The following is a 16,773-nucleotide window of genomic DNA, read 5'->3' on the forward strand; positions in this document are numbered from 1 at the left end:
GGATGATTTGCCGTCGATGGCGGGCCTCTGGTGCTCGCCGGTCTTCGAACCGGAAGATCCGCCCCGCATGAGAAGCCGACCTGACTGCAGTCATAGGCCTCGGCCAACGTGCAGAGCATGCATGCTTCACGCCGCAGCCACGACGCCGAGCTGCCGGGCCAATCTGAAAAACCACTATCTCGTCAGTGGAGTGGCATTGACCGCGACACGTTGTGCGATCATTATTCAGGCGAGTCTAAATTAAAGGGATATTCGATCCACATCACGATCAATCGGGCGAAAATGGACTAGCAGGAGTCTTCAAAAGGACTTTATGGAAGGAGAGGAAACGATGCCGGAAGGCGATGCGACACAGCGTGCTCCTGTTGAAGCCTATCTCCCTGCCAATACCGACGAGCTTGTATCTCTTTATGACGAGAGCTTTCATCTCACCGAATGTTCGGCAAGACATCGGCACACCTATGCCGTAGATTCTCTGGTCGATGCCACTTTATGGCATGTCTATCCGGAGCTTCTCGCTCCTTCGACCAAATCTGCGGTTGATTTCGTCCTTTCGAGCGGATTGCCGCGAAACGTCGAGGTCGCAAACGCGAAGACGGGAGATCGGCGCACACTCACAGTCTTTCGCAGCCCCCATGGATTGGGCGTTGTCGAGGCGGACGATATGTCGAGCTTGCGGGGCACTTATAGCCAGGGTGAAAATGACCGTGCGCTTCTTTTCCATCAGGCTACCCACGATGTTTTGACCGGACTGCCAAACCGACGGCAATTCAGCGATCAATTGCGCAGTGCTCTGCCTGTATCAAAGGGGGCAAGATTTGCTCTCATGCAGATCGACCTCGATGATTTTAAACCGGTGAATGACACATTGGGCCACGGCGCAGGCGACACTGTTCTGAAGATGGCTGCCGAACGCATACGTAGCGTGCTTGGGGAGCACGAAATTGCGTATCGGTTGGCCGGTGATGAGTTCGCAGTCATACAGCAAAGAGCAAGCCAGCCTCGGGAGGCCGAGCGCCTTGCAGAAGCGCTCGTCGGCGCTTTCAAGGAGCCGTTCACGGTCGAGGGTATCAATGTCTTTGTCGGCGCAAGCGTTGGAGTTGCCATTGCTCCAGCAGATGGAAACGAATTCGAACAGCTCATGAAAGCGGCAGACATTGCGCTCTATGCCGCCAAAAAGGACGGCAGGCGCAGGGCAAGGAAGTTTAGCCGCTCCATGCTCATGGTTCTGGAACAGCGGGAGACACTGCGTCGCAGTTTGCGCACAGCGCTCAAGGAGGGCCAGTTCTTCATCGAGTATCAGCCACTCGTACAACCTCCTTTTTCGATCGTCGGCTTTGAAGCCCTGTTACGATGGCGTCATCCCGTTGTCGGCATCATCCCGCCCAGTATCTTTATTCCCATGGCCGAGACGGACGGCTTGATGAGGGAAATCGGCCAATGGGCCCTTGAACAGGCCTGCCGTGAAGCAATGTCATGGCCCGAGCATTTTACAGTTGCTGTCAATCTCTCACCGGCGGAGTTTCTACATGAAGGACTGACCGATCGCATTGCTCAAACCTTGGACCTTGTTGGCATCCGTGCCGACCGGCTTGAACTCGAGATCACCGAGTCTGTGCTGTTGGAGCGTACAATCAACAATCTCGATACCCTTAATACGTTAAAAATGCTCGGAGTTCAGATTTCGCTCGACGACTTCGGAACCTACTATTCATCGCTCAGCTACCTGAAAAATTTCCCCTTTGATACGATCAAGATCGACCAGTATTTCATCAAAGATCTTGAGATCGACGAGAAGAGTCAGACAATCGTCCGTTTCATTGTTGCACTCGCGCATGGGCTCGGCATGAGCGTCACTGCCGAGGGTGTGGAAACGGCAGAACAAGCTACCTTGCTCAAGAAAACGAAATGCGACCGGCTGCAAGGATATTTCCTCGGCAAGCCGATCCCCACCGAAGAGATCGGTACGTTCCTTGGCAAGCTCAGGCCGCCCGTCTCCCTTGAAAACTTCTTGATTTCCGCACCAACCCAATCTCTCAATCCTCGGCGAATGTGAGCATCGGGCTTTTGAACTCCCTCGAAAGATATGGGAAGGAGGAAACGGCATGCATGCAAGTAGCGACAAGCCAGCGGACGTGGCGTTCCAGCCACTCCTCCAGTTCGAGATGGAGATGGCGGCCTTTCTTTCCGACTGGCAGCATTGCGATCAATTGTCGACCTTCATGGCACGGATGATCAGCCACAATCGCACCGACCCTGTTCGGCATTCAAATTTCTTCTCGTTTGCGCTCAATGAACTGCTGGAAGTATCATTCCGCGACGGTTCCCCGCAGGGCTCGATAGACTGCACAGTCTATCGACGCGACGCGACAGAACGTGTGAAGCTCAGTTTTACGTGCCCTGCTGGGCAGCAAGAATCCTACCGCGAGGCAGTGTCGAGAACTCATGAGAAAGATGCAACCAAGCGTTATCACAGTGCCATTTCAATGGGTCAGACGCCTAACAGGGAGACCATTCTCCTTGATCTGGCAATCAACTTCGATGCTCGCCTGCATCTGGAAGAACCCGCTCCGGCATCCATAACGTTGGTCGTCGACCTGCCTGTTGAGGGAAGCATACGTTGAGCGAAACACCCTTCCATGCGGAATTCGACTCCAGCAGCCAGGAATTCTTGTTAGCCGGCGTGATCCGGCCCTGTTCCATCAATGAGATCGCGGCCAGCATTTTCATGCTCAAGGAGGCTATCGACGACGTTCGAGGGGTTCTTTACATCAATGTGAAACGCCTCGTTCAGATGAATAACACCGCATTCCAGGCCATTGCCCGCGTTGTGCTGGACACCTGCCGAACAAGATCCGATCTTCGTTTCGTGGTGGTGACTTCGAGCGTTGTCGGCTGGACCGAACGCATGTTCAAGCATCTGAGCAGCATTGAGCCGCGGATAACGGTGGAGGTCTATGATTCCGGATTTTACCCCGGCCAGAGCTTCGTCGAGGATGAGAGCTTCATTCCGATATTGCGCACGCAAACGAAGATGACCTGGCGCCACGAGCGCACGATCCTTCCCCGTCACGGCATGCGGCCGGGGATCGTGATGGCCGATATCTGCTGTGGCATCGGCGATTTTGCTGCGCTTGTCAAAAAAGAGTTCCGCCCAGCGCGGATCGTGGCGCTCGATCATTCCAAGGCGAGTCTTGCCTATGCACGCAAGATGGCCGCAAGCTTTGACGTTACCGATATCGAATATACTTACGGCGATGCCTCCGAAATGCTGCTCGAAGACAACCAGTTCGACCTGGTGACTTGCCGCCATTCGCTGCAGATATTCAACCGCCCGGATATGCTTCTGAAAGAACTCTTCCGCATCTGCAAGCCGGGAGGTCGGGTTTACATAACCAACGAGAAAAATTCGCATTGCCTGGGAGAGCCGCACTCGCAAAGCATCCAGTGGACGTATAACGAAGTGGCAAAACTCTTCAGGCACTTCGAAATGGACGTGGAACTCGGCCCGAAGAGTCGCCGGTATCTCGCCGAGACCGGCTTTGACGATATCCTCATCGAATCCTTCATGGTCACCAATCTCGATGGAGACCCGCAGGATTTTGCCGACGTCATCACAGCCTGGGAAAACGTCTATGCCGGAGAAATGGCAGTCAAGCGGGGAGATTCGTCTGAATTTATAGCACGTTTCCGCCAGGGGTTCAGAGACCACATTTTCGCAGCCCTTCATCCGAAGGGCTATGCCGGCTGGCCAATCTGGGCGGCGTCCGGACGCAAACCGTCATGACTGCAGCCGCTCGACAGATCTCACGTTTTGGCTTGAACTCGTTTCGTGCAAAGTTCGTGCTCGTCGTCGGCAGCGCCGTGCTCTTCGACCTCATGGTGACCGGCGGCCTGGCGCTTTGGAACGTGCAAAGGCTTTCTCGCGATGCCACTACCGAAGTCGGCCAAGGCCTGGAGCAGGCCAATCAAGGCTATATCCGCTCCTATGCGGAAATAACCGCCGAGCGTGTCAATCTGCTCCTCAACCAGGTCCATTCCGACGTCAGCACATTGGCAGGCGTGCTTCAAGAGCAGATCGATCGCCCCTTGAGAGAAGCCCAGATCGGCCGGGCAATGGCTTCCGGTTCTCCGGAAACCACCAAAGTCGTTTACGATGCCACGGGAGGATGGGCTCAAAATCTGCCCGGCTCGCCATCCGTCGTCAGCGTCTGGGGTTATCTCCTCGGACCTGATCACCTTCCGTTGCCAGAGGTCCAAAGTGACATCGAAAACAGCGCGGTCCTCGACCTTGTAGCGCCAAGTCTCGTGTCGGACGGCCTGTCGAAGCTTCAGATGTACTATATCGGCCCGAAGGAGCGTCCGATCTTCCGGACAACGCCCTATACGGCCCAGGCGCAAACTTTCGACAGGCTCTATCCGGGCCACAACACCGCGGAATTCTGGCCTTTTTTCTTTCCCGGGCTTTACGAATCTTGGGAGCAATGGGGCAAGGACAGAGGACAGCGCCCGGTCAATAGCGACATCACTCAGACAGCACCCTATACGGATGCAATCACCGGCAAACTCATCGTCAGCTTCTTCCAGCCGCTCTGGTCTCCTGACCGTACAAAAGTTGCTGGCGCCGCGGGAACGGATATCACGCTCGACCAGTTGGCCAGAATTGTTGAAAACGTCAAAGTTGCCGATAACGGCTTTGGGTTCCTGGCCATGTCGGACGGCAATGTAGTTGCCATCAATCCGACCGGCGAGAAAATCATCGGATTGCAGGCATCGAATAATCAGGGCGGCGAAGGTGTCACGGGTCTGAACCGCTCATTGAAAAGGAGTATGCAGCCGGAGGTGGCTCAGCTGCCGCTCGGGGAGGATGGACTGTTACGCCATATCCGCCTTGATGAAAATGGCGAGAAGGTTCCCTACCTTGTCGTCTTGAAACAGCTGCAGCCGACGAATCTGTGGATTTCCGGTCCTGTCAGACGCGAAGCCATGCTGCTCGGCATCGTCGTGCCGGAGCGGGAAATCTATGCTTCGCTATTTGCTGCCCAAGCCGGAATTTCACAGGCGACAAATCGAATTCTGATCTACCAGGTCCTGGCACTCCTTGTGTCTCTGTGTTTTGTCATTACGGCCGTTTTCGCGATCTCAAAGCGCATCACCAGAGGCATCAGCTCGCTCGCCGAAGCCGCCAAGCGCATCCAAGCCAAGGATTATTCGGTCCGGGTGGACATACCGACACATGATGAGGTTGGAGAAGCTGGGACAGCCTTCAACCGCATGGCTGAAGAGATCAGCTATCACACCGAAAATCTCGAGCAGCTCGTCGAGGACAGAACGAAGGAGATCGAAGAAGCAAACCAGCAGATCTCCAGCTTGAATCAACAGTTGCGCAGCGAAAACCTGCGGCTCGGGGCCGAACTTGCGGTTGCGCGCCGCATCCAGATGATGGTTCTTCCCAAGGCCGGCGAATTGGAGGAAATTTCGGATCTGGAAATTGCTGCTTATATGCGGCCGGCGGACGAGGTCGGCGGCGACTACTACGATGTCTTGAGGGATGGAAAGCGGCTGAAAATCGGCATCGGCGACGTTACCGGACATGGGCTGGAAAGCGGCGTACTGATGCTGATGGTTCAGTCGATCGCGCGGGCACTGCAGGAAGCCGGCGACATGGAACCCTCGCAATTTCTGAACAGATTGAACCGGGCCATTTACAAAAACCTCGTCAGGACCAGCACCAACAAGCATCTTTCCCTCGCCTTCCTGGACTACGACGGAAGACGCCTGATGCTTTCGGGTCAGCACGAGGAATTGATCGTCGTCCGCCAATTCGGAAAGGTGGAGCGGATCGATACGCTCGACCTCGGCCTGCCGATTGGGCTCGAACCGGATATTTCGCCGTTCGTGGCCACACGCGAGGTTTCCTTTGGCCGCGACGACCTCATCATTCTGCATACGGATGGCGTGACCGAGGCCGAGGATCACAAGGGTGAACTCTTCGGTATCGAGCGGCTTTGCGAGAGCGCCGGCCGGCGATACGGCTTGAGTGCGGAGGACGTCAAAGTTGGGATCATCGAGGATTTGATGGCTCATATCGGCACTCAGAAGATCCATGATGACATAACACTCGTGGTTATGAGGCACAGGTGAGCGGATGACGATCTTGTACGGATTAGCGGATCTGACGATCGGAACAGGCAAGAATATAACGCGGCTGCGCCTTTTCGAGGGACCTCTCGATCTCGGCTGGAAACATTGCGCGATCACCTCTGATTTCGTCGCCGAAATCGTCGCCCTGCGCTACCGCAAATCCCGTAACCTCTATAGGGAGGTCCGACATGATGTTCGCTTTCTCACGAACGAGCTTGTTGAAAATGCAGTGAAATTTCGCGCAGCCGGCGAAATCGTCATAGAGGCTTCAGTTGAGAACGATGTCTTTCGCGCCAAAGTCTCCAATCTTGTCGACGAGGACGCGTCCCGACAGTTTCAGGATCTGCTTTCGCAAATAACCGTAAGCGATCCGGGCGAGCTTCTCATCAAGCGAATTGAGGCGAATGCAACCGATGCGAATACAACCGGCTCGGGTCTCGGACTTCTGACCCTTATGAGCGATTATGGCGCTCATTTTGCATGGGTCTTCGGAGCCGGGGACCCGGACGGGAGAATTCCGCTGGAAACCTACGCGTCGATCACAGTTCCAGATGCCTCGAATTGAGGGGAGAGGTTGGATATGGAAATCAAGGAAGAAGAGTATCACGTCTGGTCGGAAGGCACGGAAATCTATTTCGATGGGGTCATGCGCCTACCCAACACGGAGGCCTATGCGCCGATTTTTTCCCTCGTCATGGGGATTTTGGAAGCCGCGCCCGAGCGGGTCACCATCGATCTCACAGGGCTACAATTTCTCAATTCTTCCGGGATCAACCTGCTCGCCAAGCTCACGATTGAGGTCCGCAACAAGCCGAATGTCCAATTCACAGTGCGCGGAAGCTCGGAATATCCTTGGCAGTCGAAATCCCTTCCGAATTTGAAGAAGTTATATCCGGGAGTAGATCTCAGACTTAGCTGAGGAAAGACCTTGATCGTGGCACAGGATCAGCCAAGTACGAACCAATCGCCGATCGTTGCCCCATGACGCCGCGTAGACCGTGCAACCGGGCCAACCGGACGCTCAGCTGTCACGGTTTTTCGGACTTCACGGGGGCTCAGCCCGAATTCATGACTGAAAGCCCGCGTAAAATTGGCAGCGGTGTCGAAACCGGCGGACTCCGCAATCTCCGAGATCTGCCTGCTGTCGGTGGGGTTGCTGAGGTCCGCATATGCTTGCAGCAATCGACGTTTGCGAATGTAGTTGGAGACACCCCCGCTCGCTTCGAACAATTGATAAAGCCGCGTGCGCGAGATGCCGAGCGCACGGCACATGACGTCAGGCGTCAAATTATCTGAATGGAGATTGAGGTGAATGTAGCGGTGCGCCCGCTCCATCATTCCCGTGCCGGTCTGGGTTTGTCCCGTGTCTGCTCGTGTGGACGACGCGGCGCATGCGACGACCATATCGGAGATGGTTTGCACGATCCGCGGCACCTCCCCCGTCGTCAAATTGCTCAGCTTCGTTTCCAGAACAGTAATATAGTTCACTAGCAGTTCAGCCAGGCTCCCGGACAGAAGCGTGTTGTTGGCACCCTGGAGGAGGCTCGCATTCGCAGCCAACAATTCGTAGGGCAAGAAGACAAGTACAGCGACTGAATCAGTCATTCGGCCGCGAAAGGGATAACCGAGAGATCTGAAGAATACCTCGCCGGGACCGGCTTCCGTAACGTCACGGCTGACCTCGGTCCAGACGCGACCGCTGCGAAGCAGGCCGACGTTCCAGTGGTCAATCGGGCTCGATCGCAGCATGGCTTGATCGCGAATATAGCTATAAGCCTGCGCGCGCTGTTGGATGATGAGTATGTCGCCGAGACGCCAGCCGATCTGTTCGGCAAGGAAGCCGTCGTCCGACGATTTGTCGTCTGGCAGATGGACATCGACGAGCGGTGCCATATGCGCGCGCCAGGCCTGAAATTGTTCTTCCCGCGGCAGATCCTGCGTTGAGAAACGCAACGGCACGAGCGCAGGCGGGCCATCCGGGCGGCCTTCTTTCTGTGCGGTCTGTTCACGCGGCCAGCGCCGTCGCTCCATGTGGGCCGGCCAATCCGGCCCCACAGGGAGGTCATCTCCAGATCCAGACTCCGTATCCATCCAATCCCTCCAGCGCTGAGGCCGATCCGGGTTGTTGAAATTGAGAGAAACAATTGCCGCGGTTGAAATCTCCGCACAGCCTCTAAAGGAGACGCCTGCTGCACGTCACGTGTATGAGCTACTTATCATATTCTTTTCCGAGCAGAAATGTATGCGGGCGACAATTTCAGGATGCGATGATGATACGGTTGCGTCCTGTTCTTTTAGGCAATGATTAACTCCGAAGCCAATTGCACCGCATTACAAAGGGGCGCGGGCTGCGACCATCGCTTGTCTTTTTACTTTCAGTGGGTTAAATGTGCAATAATTGGTTGCATCCTTGTCCCAGCTTGATGGATACAATGATGCTGGGCGATACCTTCGGATGCTGAGATGATCTGGAACCATCGCATCACACGCATTGCTGTCGGTCTGTTGCTGCTTGCGCTCGTGATCATCGTTTTGTTGCCAGCGATCACCGGCTTTACGAGCCTTGACGGTACGGTCAATGCGCGTTTCGCTGTCGTCAACGCCCCGATCGACGGCACGATCGCAGACGAGCCTCTTAAGGTCGGCAGCCAGGTAAAAGGGGGCGAGGTGCTTGCAGAGATCAGAAACCCGCGCGTCAATCGCGCAATCCTCGCCTCACTGGAAGCAGATCGCAACACGGCGCTCGACCGGGTCGCAGCGCTGAAAAGGGAGCGAGATGAGCTCTCCCAACTTCGCGCAGAGCTATCTGCCCGATTGGAAGTCTACCGGCAGACCACGATTGCCAATCTTGAGCGCGAAGTCGAAATCCTGCGGAAGAAAGTTGAAGTGTCACAAGCCCAGGATCTGGTCGCGCAGGTCGACTTGAACCGGCGAATGGAGCTCGAGTCGAAAGGCATTCTCACGCAGAAGCTGGTTGAGGCTGCGCGCGCCGCCGGAGCTGCGACTGGCGGCGAGGTCGAAATCAGCAATTTAACGGTCGAACAGTTGCAACAAAGGCTCGATGCCGTCCGCCAAGGTATCTTTGTCTTCGGCGACGGACAGAATGATGTACCTTATTCGCGACAGCGAGAGGATGAAGTTATCGTTCGCATCAACGACTTGAACTCACGCATAGCGGAAAATGAGACACGAGCCGCCGAAGCTCAAAAACAGCTGACCGAAGAGGAAAACCGCGTCAGAAGTCTTGAATCTGCAATAGCAACAGCGCCGTTTGACGGCGTTGTCTGGAGCAGGAGTATCGTCAACGGTTCGAACGTCGTGCTTAACAACGAGCTGATGCGTCTCCTCGACTGTCGAGAGCTGTTTGTGGACATCCTTGTTCCCGAGGTCGACTATGACCAGATCTATCCGGGACTCGTTGCGCAGGTGCGCTTGTTCGGCCGCAGTGATGTCTTCAGCGGTACGGTCATTTCTGTAAGAGGCAGTTCAGCGGCTGTCGAAGCCGATTCCTTTGCAGCCAGCTTACCGCCGTCGACACAACGTAATGCCCGCATTCGGGTTCTCCTTGCGCCATCCTTCATGAACGACGACTTTGCGAACTCCTGCCAGGTGGGGCGTACAGTGCAGGTGCGGTTTTCCAAACACGGCTTCGGCGTGTCCAATTGGGTCAAGAACCTGTGGTTCAGTATCTTGTAGCGCTGGTCCCAACACTTCTGGTTTTGGCCTTCTTTTTCCTGGGGCCGTTCAATTGGTCGCGTCATCGCACCTGGACGCGTGCGGTTACCTGCGCATTTGTCGCGACGGTGGCATTGCGATATATGTTTTGGCGCCTGACCGAGACCGTCCTTCCCTATCCGAACGATGGTCTGAATTTCTATTGGGTCTGGTCCCTCTTCGTCGTGGAGCTCCTGGCTTGCGTCGAAGTGGTTCTCTTTCTGATATTGATGAGTCGCTACGTCGATCGTAGCGCAGAAGCGGACAGATTGGCTGGCGCGTTCTTTGCGCGCGATGAGCGTGAACTTCCGACTGTAGATGTTTTCATCCCTACCTATAACGAGCCGCTCGACGTGCTTGAGCGGACCATCATCGGCGCGCGCGCGCTGGATTATCCCGCCGATAAATTGAACGTATATGTGCTTGACGACCAACGTCGGGGCTGGCTCAAGGCCTATTGCGAAGAGAAGAACGCCATTCACGTCACGCGCGGCGACAATGAGCATGCCAAAGCAGGCAATATGAACAATGGGCTAAAGGTCAGCTCGGGCGAGTTTATCGCGATCTTCGACGCGGATTTTGTTCCCTATCGACATTTTCTTCGCCGGACGCTGCCCTTCTTCAGCGATGAAAGCGTGGGCATCGTGCAGACGCCCCAACATTTCTTCAATGTCGACCCGGTGCAGTCGAACTTGGGCCTGGAGAATATCTGGCCGGACGAGCAGCGCCTGTTTTTTGACGAGATCGCGCCCAGCCGAGATGGCTGGGATGTCAGTTTCTGCTGCGGGTCATGCTCCATTGCGCGCCGTAAGGCCGTCGACGCCATAGGCGGATTTCCGACGGAGTCGATTACAGAAGACCTGCTGACAACGCTTTCAATGCTCAATAAAGGCTACAAAACGCGCTATCTGAATGAGCGGTTGTCGATGGGACTGGCCGCTGAAAATCTGACCGGTTATTTCGTGCAGCGCGAGCGGTGGTGTCAGGGGGGCATTCAAACTCTTTACCTGTACAATGGCCCGCTGCGCGGACCCGGGCTGACGCTCTTTCAGAGGATCATGTTCCTGCCAATATCATGGCTGGTACAGTATCTCGTCCGCTTCACGATATTGCTTGTGCCTATTGTGTATTTGTGGATCGGCCTGCTCCCGCTCTATTTCACGGATGTAGCTGATTACGTGTCGCATCAGGTGCCGCTGCTTGCAGCCTATTTTCTGCTTATGCTGTGGATCACGCCGACGCGTTATCTGCCTGTCGTTTCCAGCGCCGTCGGAACCTTTGCGACATTCCGCATGTTGCCTACCGTCGTCTCGAGCTTGGTAAGGCCGTTCGGCAAGCCGTTCAGGGTGACGCCGAAGGGCAGCGGCAACGAATCGAACCTGTTCGACCGTTACAGTTTCGCCTGGATCACGTGTCTCATCGCGATTACCGTCCTTGGCCTGCTACTCAATATCGTACCGGAAACGTCGCATATACAAGGTCAGTTTTCGGTGGTGGCGGCATGCTGGTCAGGTATCAATATCGTCGTCCTGCTGATCGCGTCCCTCATCTGCTTCGAAAAACCTCGGCGCCTGTTTCATGCATTCAAACTCGACGAAGCCGCAACGGTCGACGATGTCCCGGGGCGGGTCATAAGTCTGGCGCTCGACAAGGCGGTTATTGCGGTCCCGACTACGGCCCGATTCCAGTCCAAATCGGTCATGCTGAAACTCGCCGGCTTCGCCCCGTTCAAAACAGAGCTCAGACAGGTCACTCAAAGACGGAGGAGCATGGCCCGCGGCGGCGACAAGCAGGCCTATTACCTGCACCTCTATTTCCAACTCAGCGGCTCTGCCCGCGACAACATGATTGTTAAACTCTATACCGGCCAGTATTCGCAGGACATTCGCGACATCGACAAGGTCGCCATTTCCCTTAATCTTTTGCTGCGCTCATTCGGGCGGACGCGCACGCTGTAGCGGGTGCAGCAGGCCAGCGGATCTGGAATTTCGCGGATCGACAAGAACAGCAAGGCCTGGCACCGGACGAACCTGCTGGCTTGGTCAACCAGCTACGTCGATGGCGGTACCGAAATGCAGACGCTGACGTCTCGCAGCACCCCTCTATGTGCATGCGGCGGATCTGCCGATCCTCACCTGACAATAGCGGCGCGACGTCATCGTGCCGACGTCGGTCGCGCCGCGTTGCATCCTGTCTGCGCCGACGATATATATGATAAAATCAAAAATGTCGGAGATCATCTTGCTGCAGAAAGCTGTGAGCGAAACCGTCGCGGAGAGCGGCTACCGGCAGATCCGCGCAGATATCATTTTCGGGCGGCTTGCACCCGGACAAAAGCTGAAGCTGGAAAATCTGAAAGGGGCTTACGGCACGAGCGTCAGCACGTTGCGTGAGATTCTGAACCGTCTGACCTCCGAGGGCCTCGTGGTCGCCGAAGGGCAGCGCGGCTTTGAAGTGGCTGGCGTTTCCGTCGCCGATCTAAAGGAGATTGCCGCACTCCGGCTGCTGCTCGAGGAGCATGCGCTGGAACAATCCTTCGAACAGGGGGATGTGGAATGGGAAGCGCAGTTGGTCTCCGCCCATTACAAGCTGGCGCGCTTGGAAAAGGTGATGGCGACGGGCGACACCAGTCAGGCCGAGAACTGGAAGCGCTACGACTGGGAGTTTCATCAGGCGCTGATCGCCGCCTGCGGCTCGCGCCTTCTGATGGAAACGCACTCAGCCGTTTTCGACAAATATCTGCGCTATCAGATGGTTGCCCTCTCCTATCGTGGCAGCGTGGCGGAAGAGGAGCACCGCCAGCTTCTTGAGACTGCTCTCAAGCGCGACAGCAAGACCGCCAAGGAGATCCTGCAGCGCCATATTCAGGCGGGCGTCGAACATGCGCTTGGCAGGGGGCTGCTGTCGGCCCGCCCGGCGCAGGCCAGATCAGGTGGGATGACAGCCTGATGCACAGCGAAAAAACCACGCCGAAGGTGGCAGGCGAAGCCTCCGAGACGATCAGCGATGTCGTCTTCCGGCAGGTCCGGCAGGATATCATCTCGGGAGCACTGGCGCCCGGAGCCAAAATCAAGCTCGAGCAGGCGAGAGACCATTACTCGATCAGCGTCTCGTCGCTGCGCGAAATTCTGAGCCGCCTTGCCATGGAAAACCTCGTGCTTGCCGAGGGACAGCGCGGCTTCGAGGTGAGCCCAGCCTCGGTCAAGGAACTTCAGGAACTTGCAGATCTCAGGACAGTGCTCGAAACCCACGCGATCGGCCTTTCCTTTGCTGCCGGCAACCTGGAATGGGAAGGCCGTATCGTCGCCGCCCATCACAAGCTGGCGGCGGCCGAGCGAAAGCTGCTTGCGGGGGATGCCTCGCGCACCGTCGACTGGGTGCGTTATGATTGGGAGTTTCATCAGGCGATCGTTTCGGCGTGCAATTCAGCCACGCTGATGACGACGCTCTCCTCCGTCTTCGACCGCTTCCTGCGTTATCACATGCTGGCACAAAGCTTTCGCGGCAAGGCCGTCGTCGACGACCATAAGCTGCTCTTCGAGCTTGCGCTGAAACGCGACGTCGAAGGCGCAAGAGCGGTCATTCGCAGACATATCCAGAGCGGCGTCGAACATGTGCTGACAAGCGGGCGGGTTAACTAGGCTCAAACCGCATCTTTCGGGATCCCCTCCGGCCGCATCTGCTTCTTCAGCGCGGCAATCCGAAAGATGGCGTTCGGCGCCCCATAGCCGCGGTAGGCCCGTCGTTCCACCACCTCGAAGAAGAATCCTTCGCCATAGGTCCCGCTATAGAGCTGGAAATACTCACCCTCCCCATCCCGATCGTAGAGAATGTTTTCCGCCTTCAGCCGCTCCGTCAGCTCCGGCTTCAGCCCAAAACGGGCCTCCACATCGTCGTAATAATTGGGCGAGATCGGCAGCGGCGTAAAGCCTTTTTCACGCAGGCGCTCGGCGGTGGCGAAAATATCATCCGTGGAAAAGGCCAGATGCTGGATGCCGGAGCCGAATTTTTCGGCGATGAAATGGCCGGCGAGCGTGCGGCGGTTTTCCGCACCATTCATGGTGATGCGCAATGTGCCCGAGTGGTTTTCGATCACTTGGCTGCGTACCACGCCAGCGGGGTCGATGATGTCGACCATGGGTGTTTTGCGGGTTTCGAAGATCGAAGTATAAAAAAGCAGCCATGTCAGCATCTCGTCATAGGCGACCGTCTGAGCGATATGGTCGACCTGCACGAGGCCAGCATCGATGGCTTCCCCGACCTGTTCCACCGACTCAAAATCGATTTCTGAGAAGCGCCCGAGCGGGCTTTTCTCGTCGATCAGGTAGATCAGCCCGCCGCCGACACCACGGATCGCCGGAAGCTGCAATTCGCCCTCCACGACGGCTTGGGTGAAAGGCTCGGCATCGAGCGCCAGCGCTCGGGCATAGGCTTCAGCCGCATCCTCGACGACGAGCGCCATGGCATAGGCGAATGTGCCGTGCACGGCATAGGCGGCATTGGCAAACCCCTCAGGATCGACATTGATGAGGACGCGGATATTGCCTTGCTGGAACAGCGTCACTTTCTTGGAGCGATGAATGGCCGCCTTGCGAAAGCCAAGCGCTTCGAGAATGCGAATAAGCTCCACCGCCTCGTCGTCATCGGTCGCAAATTCAATGAAGCCGACCCCTTTGACAACGGCTCGGTCAGGCATGTCGATGCCGACTGACGTGTCTACCTTGCGGCGGATCTGGTCCGCCAGATAGATCAGCGAGCGATGGCCATCGGCAGCGATCGCTCGTGTCGAGCCGCCGCGGAACTGGTCGTTGAAGATCTCCAGCGAGAAGAAGCCGTCATAACCTGTGGAGGCGACGGCCTCGGCAAATTCGGTGACGGGGAGATCCCCCTCGCCCGGCATGTTGCGGAAATGCCTCGACCAGTAGAGCAGGTCCATATCGATCAGCGGCGCATCGGCAAGCTGCACGATGAAGATCTTCTCCTTGGGGATTGAGCGGATGGAGTTGATATCGATCTTGCGCGACAGCGAGTGGAAACTGTCGAGGATCAGTCCGACATTTTCGTGATCGGCGCGACGCACGATCTCCCAAGCGTCCCGATGGTCGTTGACGAAGCGGCCCCAGGCGAGCGCCTCGTATCCCACTTTCAGCCCGCGCTTTGCCGCTCGCTCCCCGAGCTCGCGGAAATCTGCCGCAGCCCGGTCTATGCCGCCAAGTGCCGCCTGCGACACATTGGAGCAGACCAGCACCATATCGGTGCCGAGCTCCTGCATGATGTCGAACTTGCGCTCGGCCCGGTCGAAGGTGCGGCTGCGCAAGGCATCCGGCATTCCCTCGAAGTCGCGGAAGGGCTGGAAGAGCGTGATCGTGAGGCCGAGATCGCGCGCCATGCGGCCGACATCGGCGGGACTGCCGTCAAAGGCCAGGAAATCGTTCTCGAAAATCTCCACGCCTTCGAAGCCGGCCCGTGCAATCGCTTCGAGTTTCTCCGGCAATTCGCCTGAGAGCGTCACCGTCGCAATCGAGGTCTTCATGTTACCAAATCCTCCTCGTTCAGCCCGCGACGGACAAAGCCACAGACCTTCCTGATGGCATTATGGCGAATGTAGTGAAGATTTCAATTCAATTGATCAATCGAAAAATCTCATACGATTTTAGAATACTATGTTGATTTATGAGCACTGCTCTGGCAAACATAATGCGTGCAGTCGGGAGAGGATGACTGCTAGGCCGCCCATGACATCGTCTGGCGGCCGTCAAAAGGAGGAGAGTTCCAATGCTTAAGTCGTTGCTGACGCGGCGTCGCGCCATGCTGGGTGCCGCCGCTCTCGTGGCCGCAGTCGGACTTGCAAACCCGGCCGCTGCAGTCACCCCCGATGAAATCAAGGCCCGCGGCAAGCTGATCGTCGGCATCCAGGGCGACAACCCGCCGTGGGGCTTCGTGACCAGCGCCGGCAAGCAGGATGGCCTTGATGCGGATATTGCCACGCTCTACGCCAAGGAACTCGGTGTCGAAGTCGAATTCGTGCCGCTCGAGGTCAACAACCGCATTCCGGCGCTGACCACCGGCCGCGTCGACGTGCTCTTCGCCACCATGGCCATGCTGCCGGACCGCGCCAAGGCCGTGCAGTTTTCCAAGCCCTATGTCGCCAACGCCATCGTCCTGATCGGCGCAAAGTCCGCCTCGATCAAGACCAATGAGGATATGGCAAACCTGACGATCGGCGTCGCCAAGGGTGCCGCCCAAGATACGCAGGTGACGAAGAATGCGCCGTCCACCGCCACGATCCGCCGGTTCGATGGTGACGCGGCAAGCGTACAGGCGCTGGTCTCCGGCCAGGTGCAGGCGCTCGGCGGCAACATCTTCTATATGGATCGCGTCGAAAAGGCCCGACCCGGAGAATTCGAAAACAAGCTTGAATTCCAAAAACTCTATAACGGTGCCTGCACGCGGCTCGGCGAGAAGGAAATCAACGCGTCGATCAATGCCTTCATCGACAAGATCAAGGCCAACGGCGAGCTCAAGAAAATCTACGACAAGTGGATGAAGGTGCCGGTTCCGGAATTCCCCGAAAAGCTCGAGGGCATCCCGTTTACGGCGGGCTGATGGATGCATGGCGGAACCAGACCGGCCTTCCTGCTGGTGACGAGGCCGCCACTCCCACCTCCGTCATCCTCGGGCTTGTCCCAAGGATCTGCCGACGCCCGGTGCGAAAAAGACGTGAGAGGCAAAACCGCCGACGGCGCTCTCTTCTCCAACATACGGGCCTGAGCCGTGCACTTGCCGATGCGTGATTAGATCCTCGCCCCGAGGATGACGCCAGAGGGATGGGCCGACGCCTAGATAAATACAAGACTGAAGCCGGGCATTCCGTCGCTCGTCGACGGCGCCCTATGCCAAAGACCAAGCAACTAA

At 56.8% G+C, this 16,773-nt stretch carries 13 protein-coding genes; 11 read left to right on the forward strand and 2 right to left on the reverse strand.

Annotated elements, in window-relative coordinates; all coding sequences use genetic code 11:
- The first annotated feature begins 331 nt into the window (after nt 1-331).
- Genes FHX15_RS21320 through FHX15_RS21345 form a run of 6 tightly spaced genes read left to right on the forward strand, consistent with a single transcriptional unit; the run spans nt 332 to nt 7,063 of the window.
- Entirely contained in the window at nt 332-2,056 is a 1,725-nt protein-coding gene (locus FHX15_RS21320) for a bifunctional diguanylate cyclase/phosphodiesterase (RefSeq protein WP_184400353.1), read from the forward strand.
- 49 nt (nt 2,057-2,105) lie between these two features.
- The gene (locus FHX15_RS21325) at nt 2,106-2,624 is read left to right on the forward strand and encodes a ubiquinone biosynthesis methyltransferase UbiE (protein WP_184400354.1); all 519 of its coding nucleotides are present in this window, start codon (nt 2,106-2,108) and stop codon (nt 2,622-2,624) included.
- Nucleotides 2,621-3,787, forward strand: coding sequence for a class I SAM-dependent methyltransferase (locus FHX15_RS21330; protein WP_184400355.1), 1,167 nt, complete (start codon nt 2,621-2,623; stop codon nt 3,785-3,787). Before FHX15_RS21325 ends, FHX15_RS21330 begins: the two co-directional genes overlap by 4 nt.
- Nucleotides 3,784-6,144 carry a SpoIIE family protein phosphatase gene (locus FHX15_RS21335; RefSeq protein ID WP_184400356.1) on the forward strand — a complete coding sequence of 787 codons (2,361 nt, stop codon included), beginning with the start codon at nt 3,784-3,786 and terminating at the stop codon, nt 6,142-6,144. Before FHX15_RS21330 ends, FHX15_RS21335 begins: the two co-directional genes overlap by 4 nt.
- 4 nt (nt 6,145-6,148) lie before the next feature.
- A complete protein-coding gene (locus FHX15_RS21340) occupies nt 6,149-6,709 on the forward strand; it encodes a slr1658 superfamily regulator (protein WP_184400357.1) in 561 nt (186 codons plus the stop codon).
- Between the two features lie 15 nt (nt 6,710-6,724).
- Entirely contained in the window at nt 6,725-7,063 is a 339-nt protein-coding gene (locus FHX15_RS21345) for a slr1659 superfamily regulator (protein ID WP_184400358.1), read from the forward strand.
- A gap of 26 nt (nt 7,064-7,089) precedes the next feature.
- Here the strand turns inward: FHX15_RS21345 and FHX15_RS21350 are convergent, their stop codons facing one another.
- Complete coding sequence (locus FHX15_RS21350; RefSeq protein WP_184400359.1) at nt 7,090-8,235, reverse strand: helix-turn-helix transcriptional regulator; 1,146 nt, start codon at nt 8,233-8,235, stop codon at nt 7,090-7,092.
- Between the two features lie 372 nt (nt 8,236-8,607).
- Here FHX15_RS21350 and FHX15_RS21355 point away from each other — a divergent pair, with 372 nt between their 5' ends.
- The 4 genes from FHX15_RS21355 (at nt 8,608) to FHX15_RS21370 (ending at nt 13,499) form a co-directional block, all read left to right on the forward strand.
- Entirely contained in the window at nt 8,608-9,840 is a 1,233-nt protein-coding gene (locus FHX15_RS21355; RefSeq protein WP_184400360.1) for an HlyD family secretion protein, read from the forward strand.
- On the forward strand, nt 9,822-11,816 hold the full coding sequence (locus FHX15_RS21360) for a glycosyltransferase (protein ID WP_184400463.1): 1,995 nt from the start codon (nt 9,822-9,824) through the stop codon (nt 11,814-11,816). The genes FHX15_RS21355 and FHX15_RS21360 overlap by 19 nt, the downstream gene beginning before the upstream one ends.
- Before the next feature lie 283 nt (nt 11,817-12,099).
- A complete protein-coding gene (locus tag FHX15_RS21365; protein ID WP_184400361.1) occupies nt 12,100-12,807 on the forward strand; it encodes a GntR family transcriptional regulator in 708 nt (235 codons plus the stop codon).
- On the forward strand, nt 12,807-13,499 hold the full coding sequence (locus tag FHX15_RS21370) for a GntR family transcriptional regulator (protein ID WP_184400362.1): 693 nt from the start codon (nt 12,807-12,809) through the stop codon (nt 13,497-13,499). The genes FHX15_RS21365 and FHX15_RS21370 overlap by 1 nt, the downstream gene beginning before the upstream one ends.
- A gap of 2 nt (nt 13,500-13,501) precedes the next feature.
- On the opposite strand, the gene FHX15_RS21375 is transcribed toward FHX15_RS21370, so the two are convergent.
- Nucleotides 13,502-15,391 carry a bifunctional sugar phosphate isomerase/epimerase/4-hydroxyphenylpyruvate dioxygenase family protein gene (locus FHX15_RS21375; RefSeq protein ID WP_184400363.1) on the reverse strand — a complete coding sequence of 630 codons (1,890 nt, stop codon included), beginning with the start codon at nt 15,389-15,391 and terminating at the stop codon, nt 13,502-13,504.
- Nucleotides 15,392-15,633: 242 nt separating this feature from the next.
- On the opposite strand from FHX15_RS21375, the gene FHX15_RS21380 reads away from it, so the two are divergent.
- Nucleotides 15,634-16,464, forward strand: a complete 831-nt coding sequence (locus FHX15_RS21380; RefSeq protein WP_184400364.1) for a transporter substrate-binding domain-containing protein — start codon at nt 15,634-15,636, stop codon at nt 16,462-16,464.
- Nucleotides 16,465-16,773 lie beyond the last annotated feature (309 nt).

The organism is Rhizobium sp. BK650 (assembly GCF_014195325.1).
Taxonomy (GTDB): Bacteria; Pseudomonadota; Alphaproteobacteria; order Rhizobiales; family Rhizobiaceae; genus Rhizobium.

Coding starts and splice junctions, on each gene's coding strand:
- FHX15_RS21320 (WP_184400353.1), top strand. CDS start 332: ATGCCGGAAGGCGATGCGACACAGCGTGCTCCTGTTGAAGCCTATCTC.
- FHX15_RS21325 (WP_184400354.1), top strand. CDS start 2,106: ATGCATGCAAGTAGCGACAAGCCAGCGGACGTGGCGTTCCAGCCACTC.
- FHX15_RS21335 (WP_184400356.1), top strand. CDS start 3,784: ATGACTGCAGCCGCTCGACAGATCTCACGTTTTGGCTTGAACTCGTTT.
- FHX15_RS21340 (WP_184400357.1), top strand. CDS start 6,149: ATGACGATCTTGTACGGATTAGCGGATCTGACGATCGGAACAGGCAAG.
- FHX15_RS21345 (WP_184400358.1), top strand. CDS start 6,725: ATGGAAATCAAGGAAGAAGAGTATCACGTCTGGTCGGAAGGCACGGAA.
- FHX15_RS21350 (WP_184400359.1), bottom strand. CDS start 8,235: ATGGATACGGAGTCTGGATCTGGAGATGACCTCCCTGTGGGGCCGGAT.
- FHX15_RS21355 (WP_184400360.1), top strand. CDS start 8,608: ATGATCTGGAACCATCGCATCACACGCATTGCTGTCGGTCTGTTGCTG.
- FHX15_RS21370 (WP_184400362.1), top strand. CDS start 12,807: ATGCACAGCGAAAAAACCACGCCGAAGGTGGCAGGCGAAGCCTCCGAG.
- FHX15_RS21375 (WP_184400363.1), bottom strand. CDS start 15,391: ATGAAGACCTCGATTGCGACGGTGACGCTCTCAGGCGAATTGCCGGAG.
- FHX15_RS21380 (WP_184400364.1), top strand. CDS start 15,634: ATGCTTAAGTCGTTGCTGACGCGGCGTCGCGCCATGCTGGGTGCCGCC.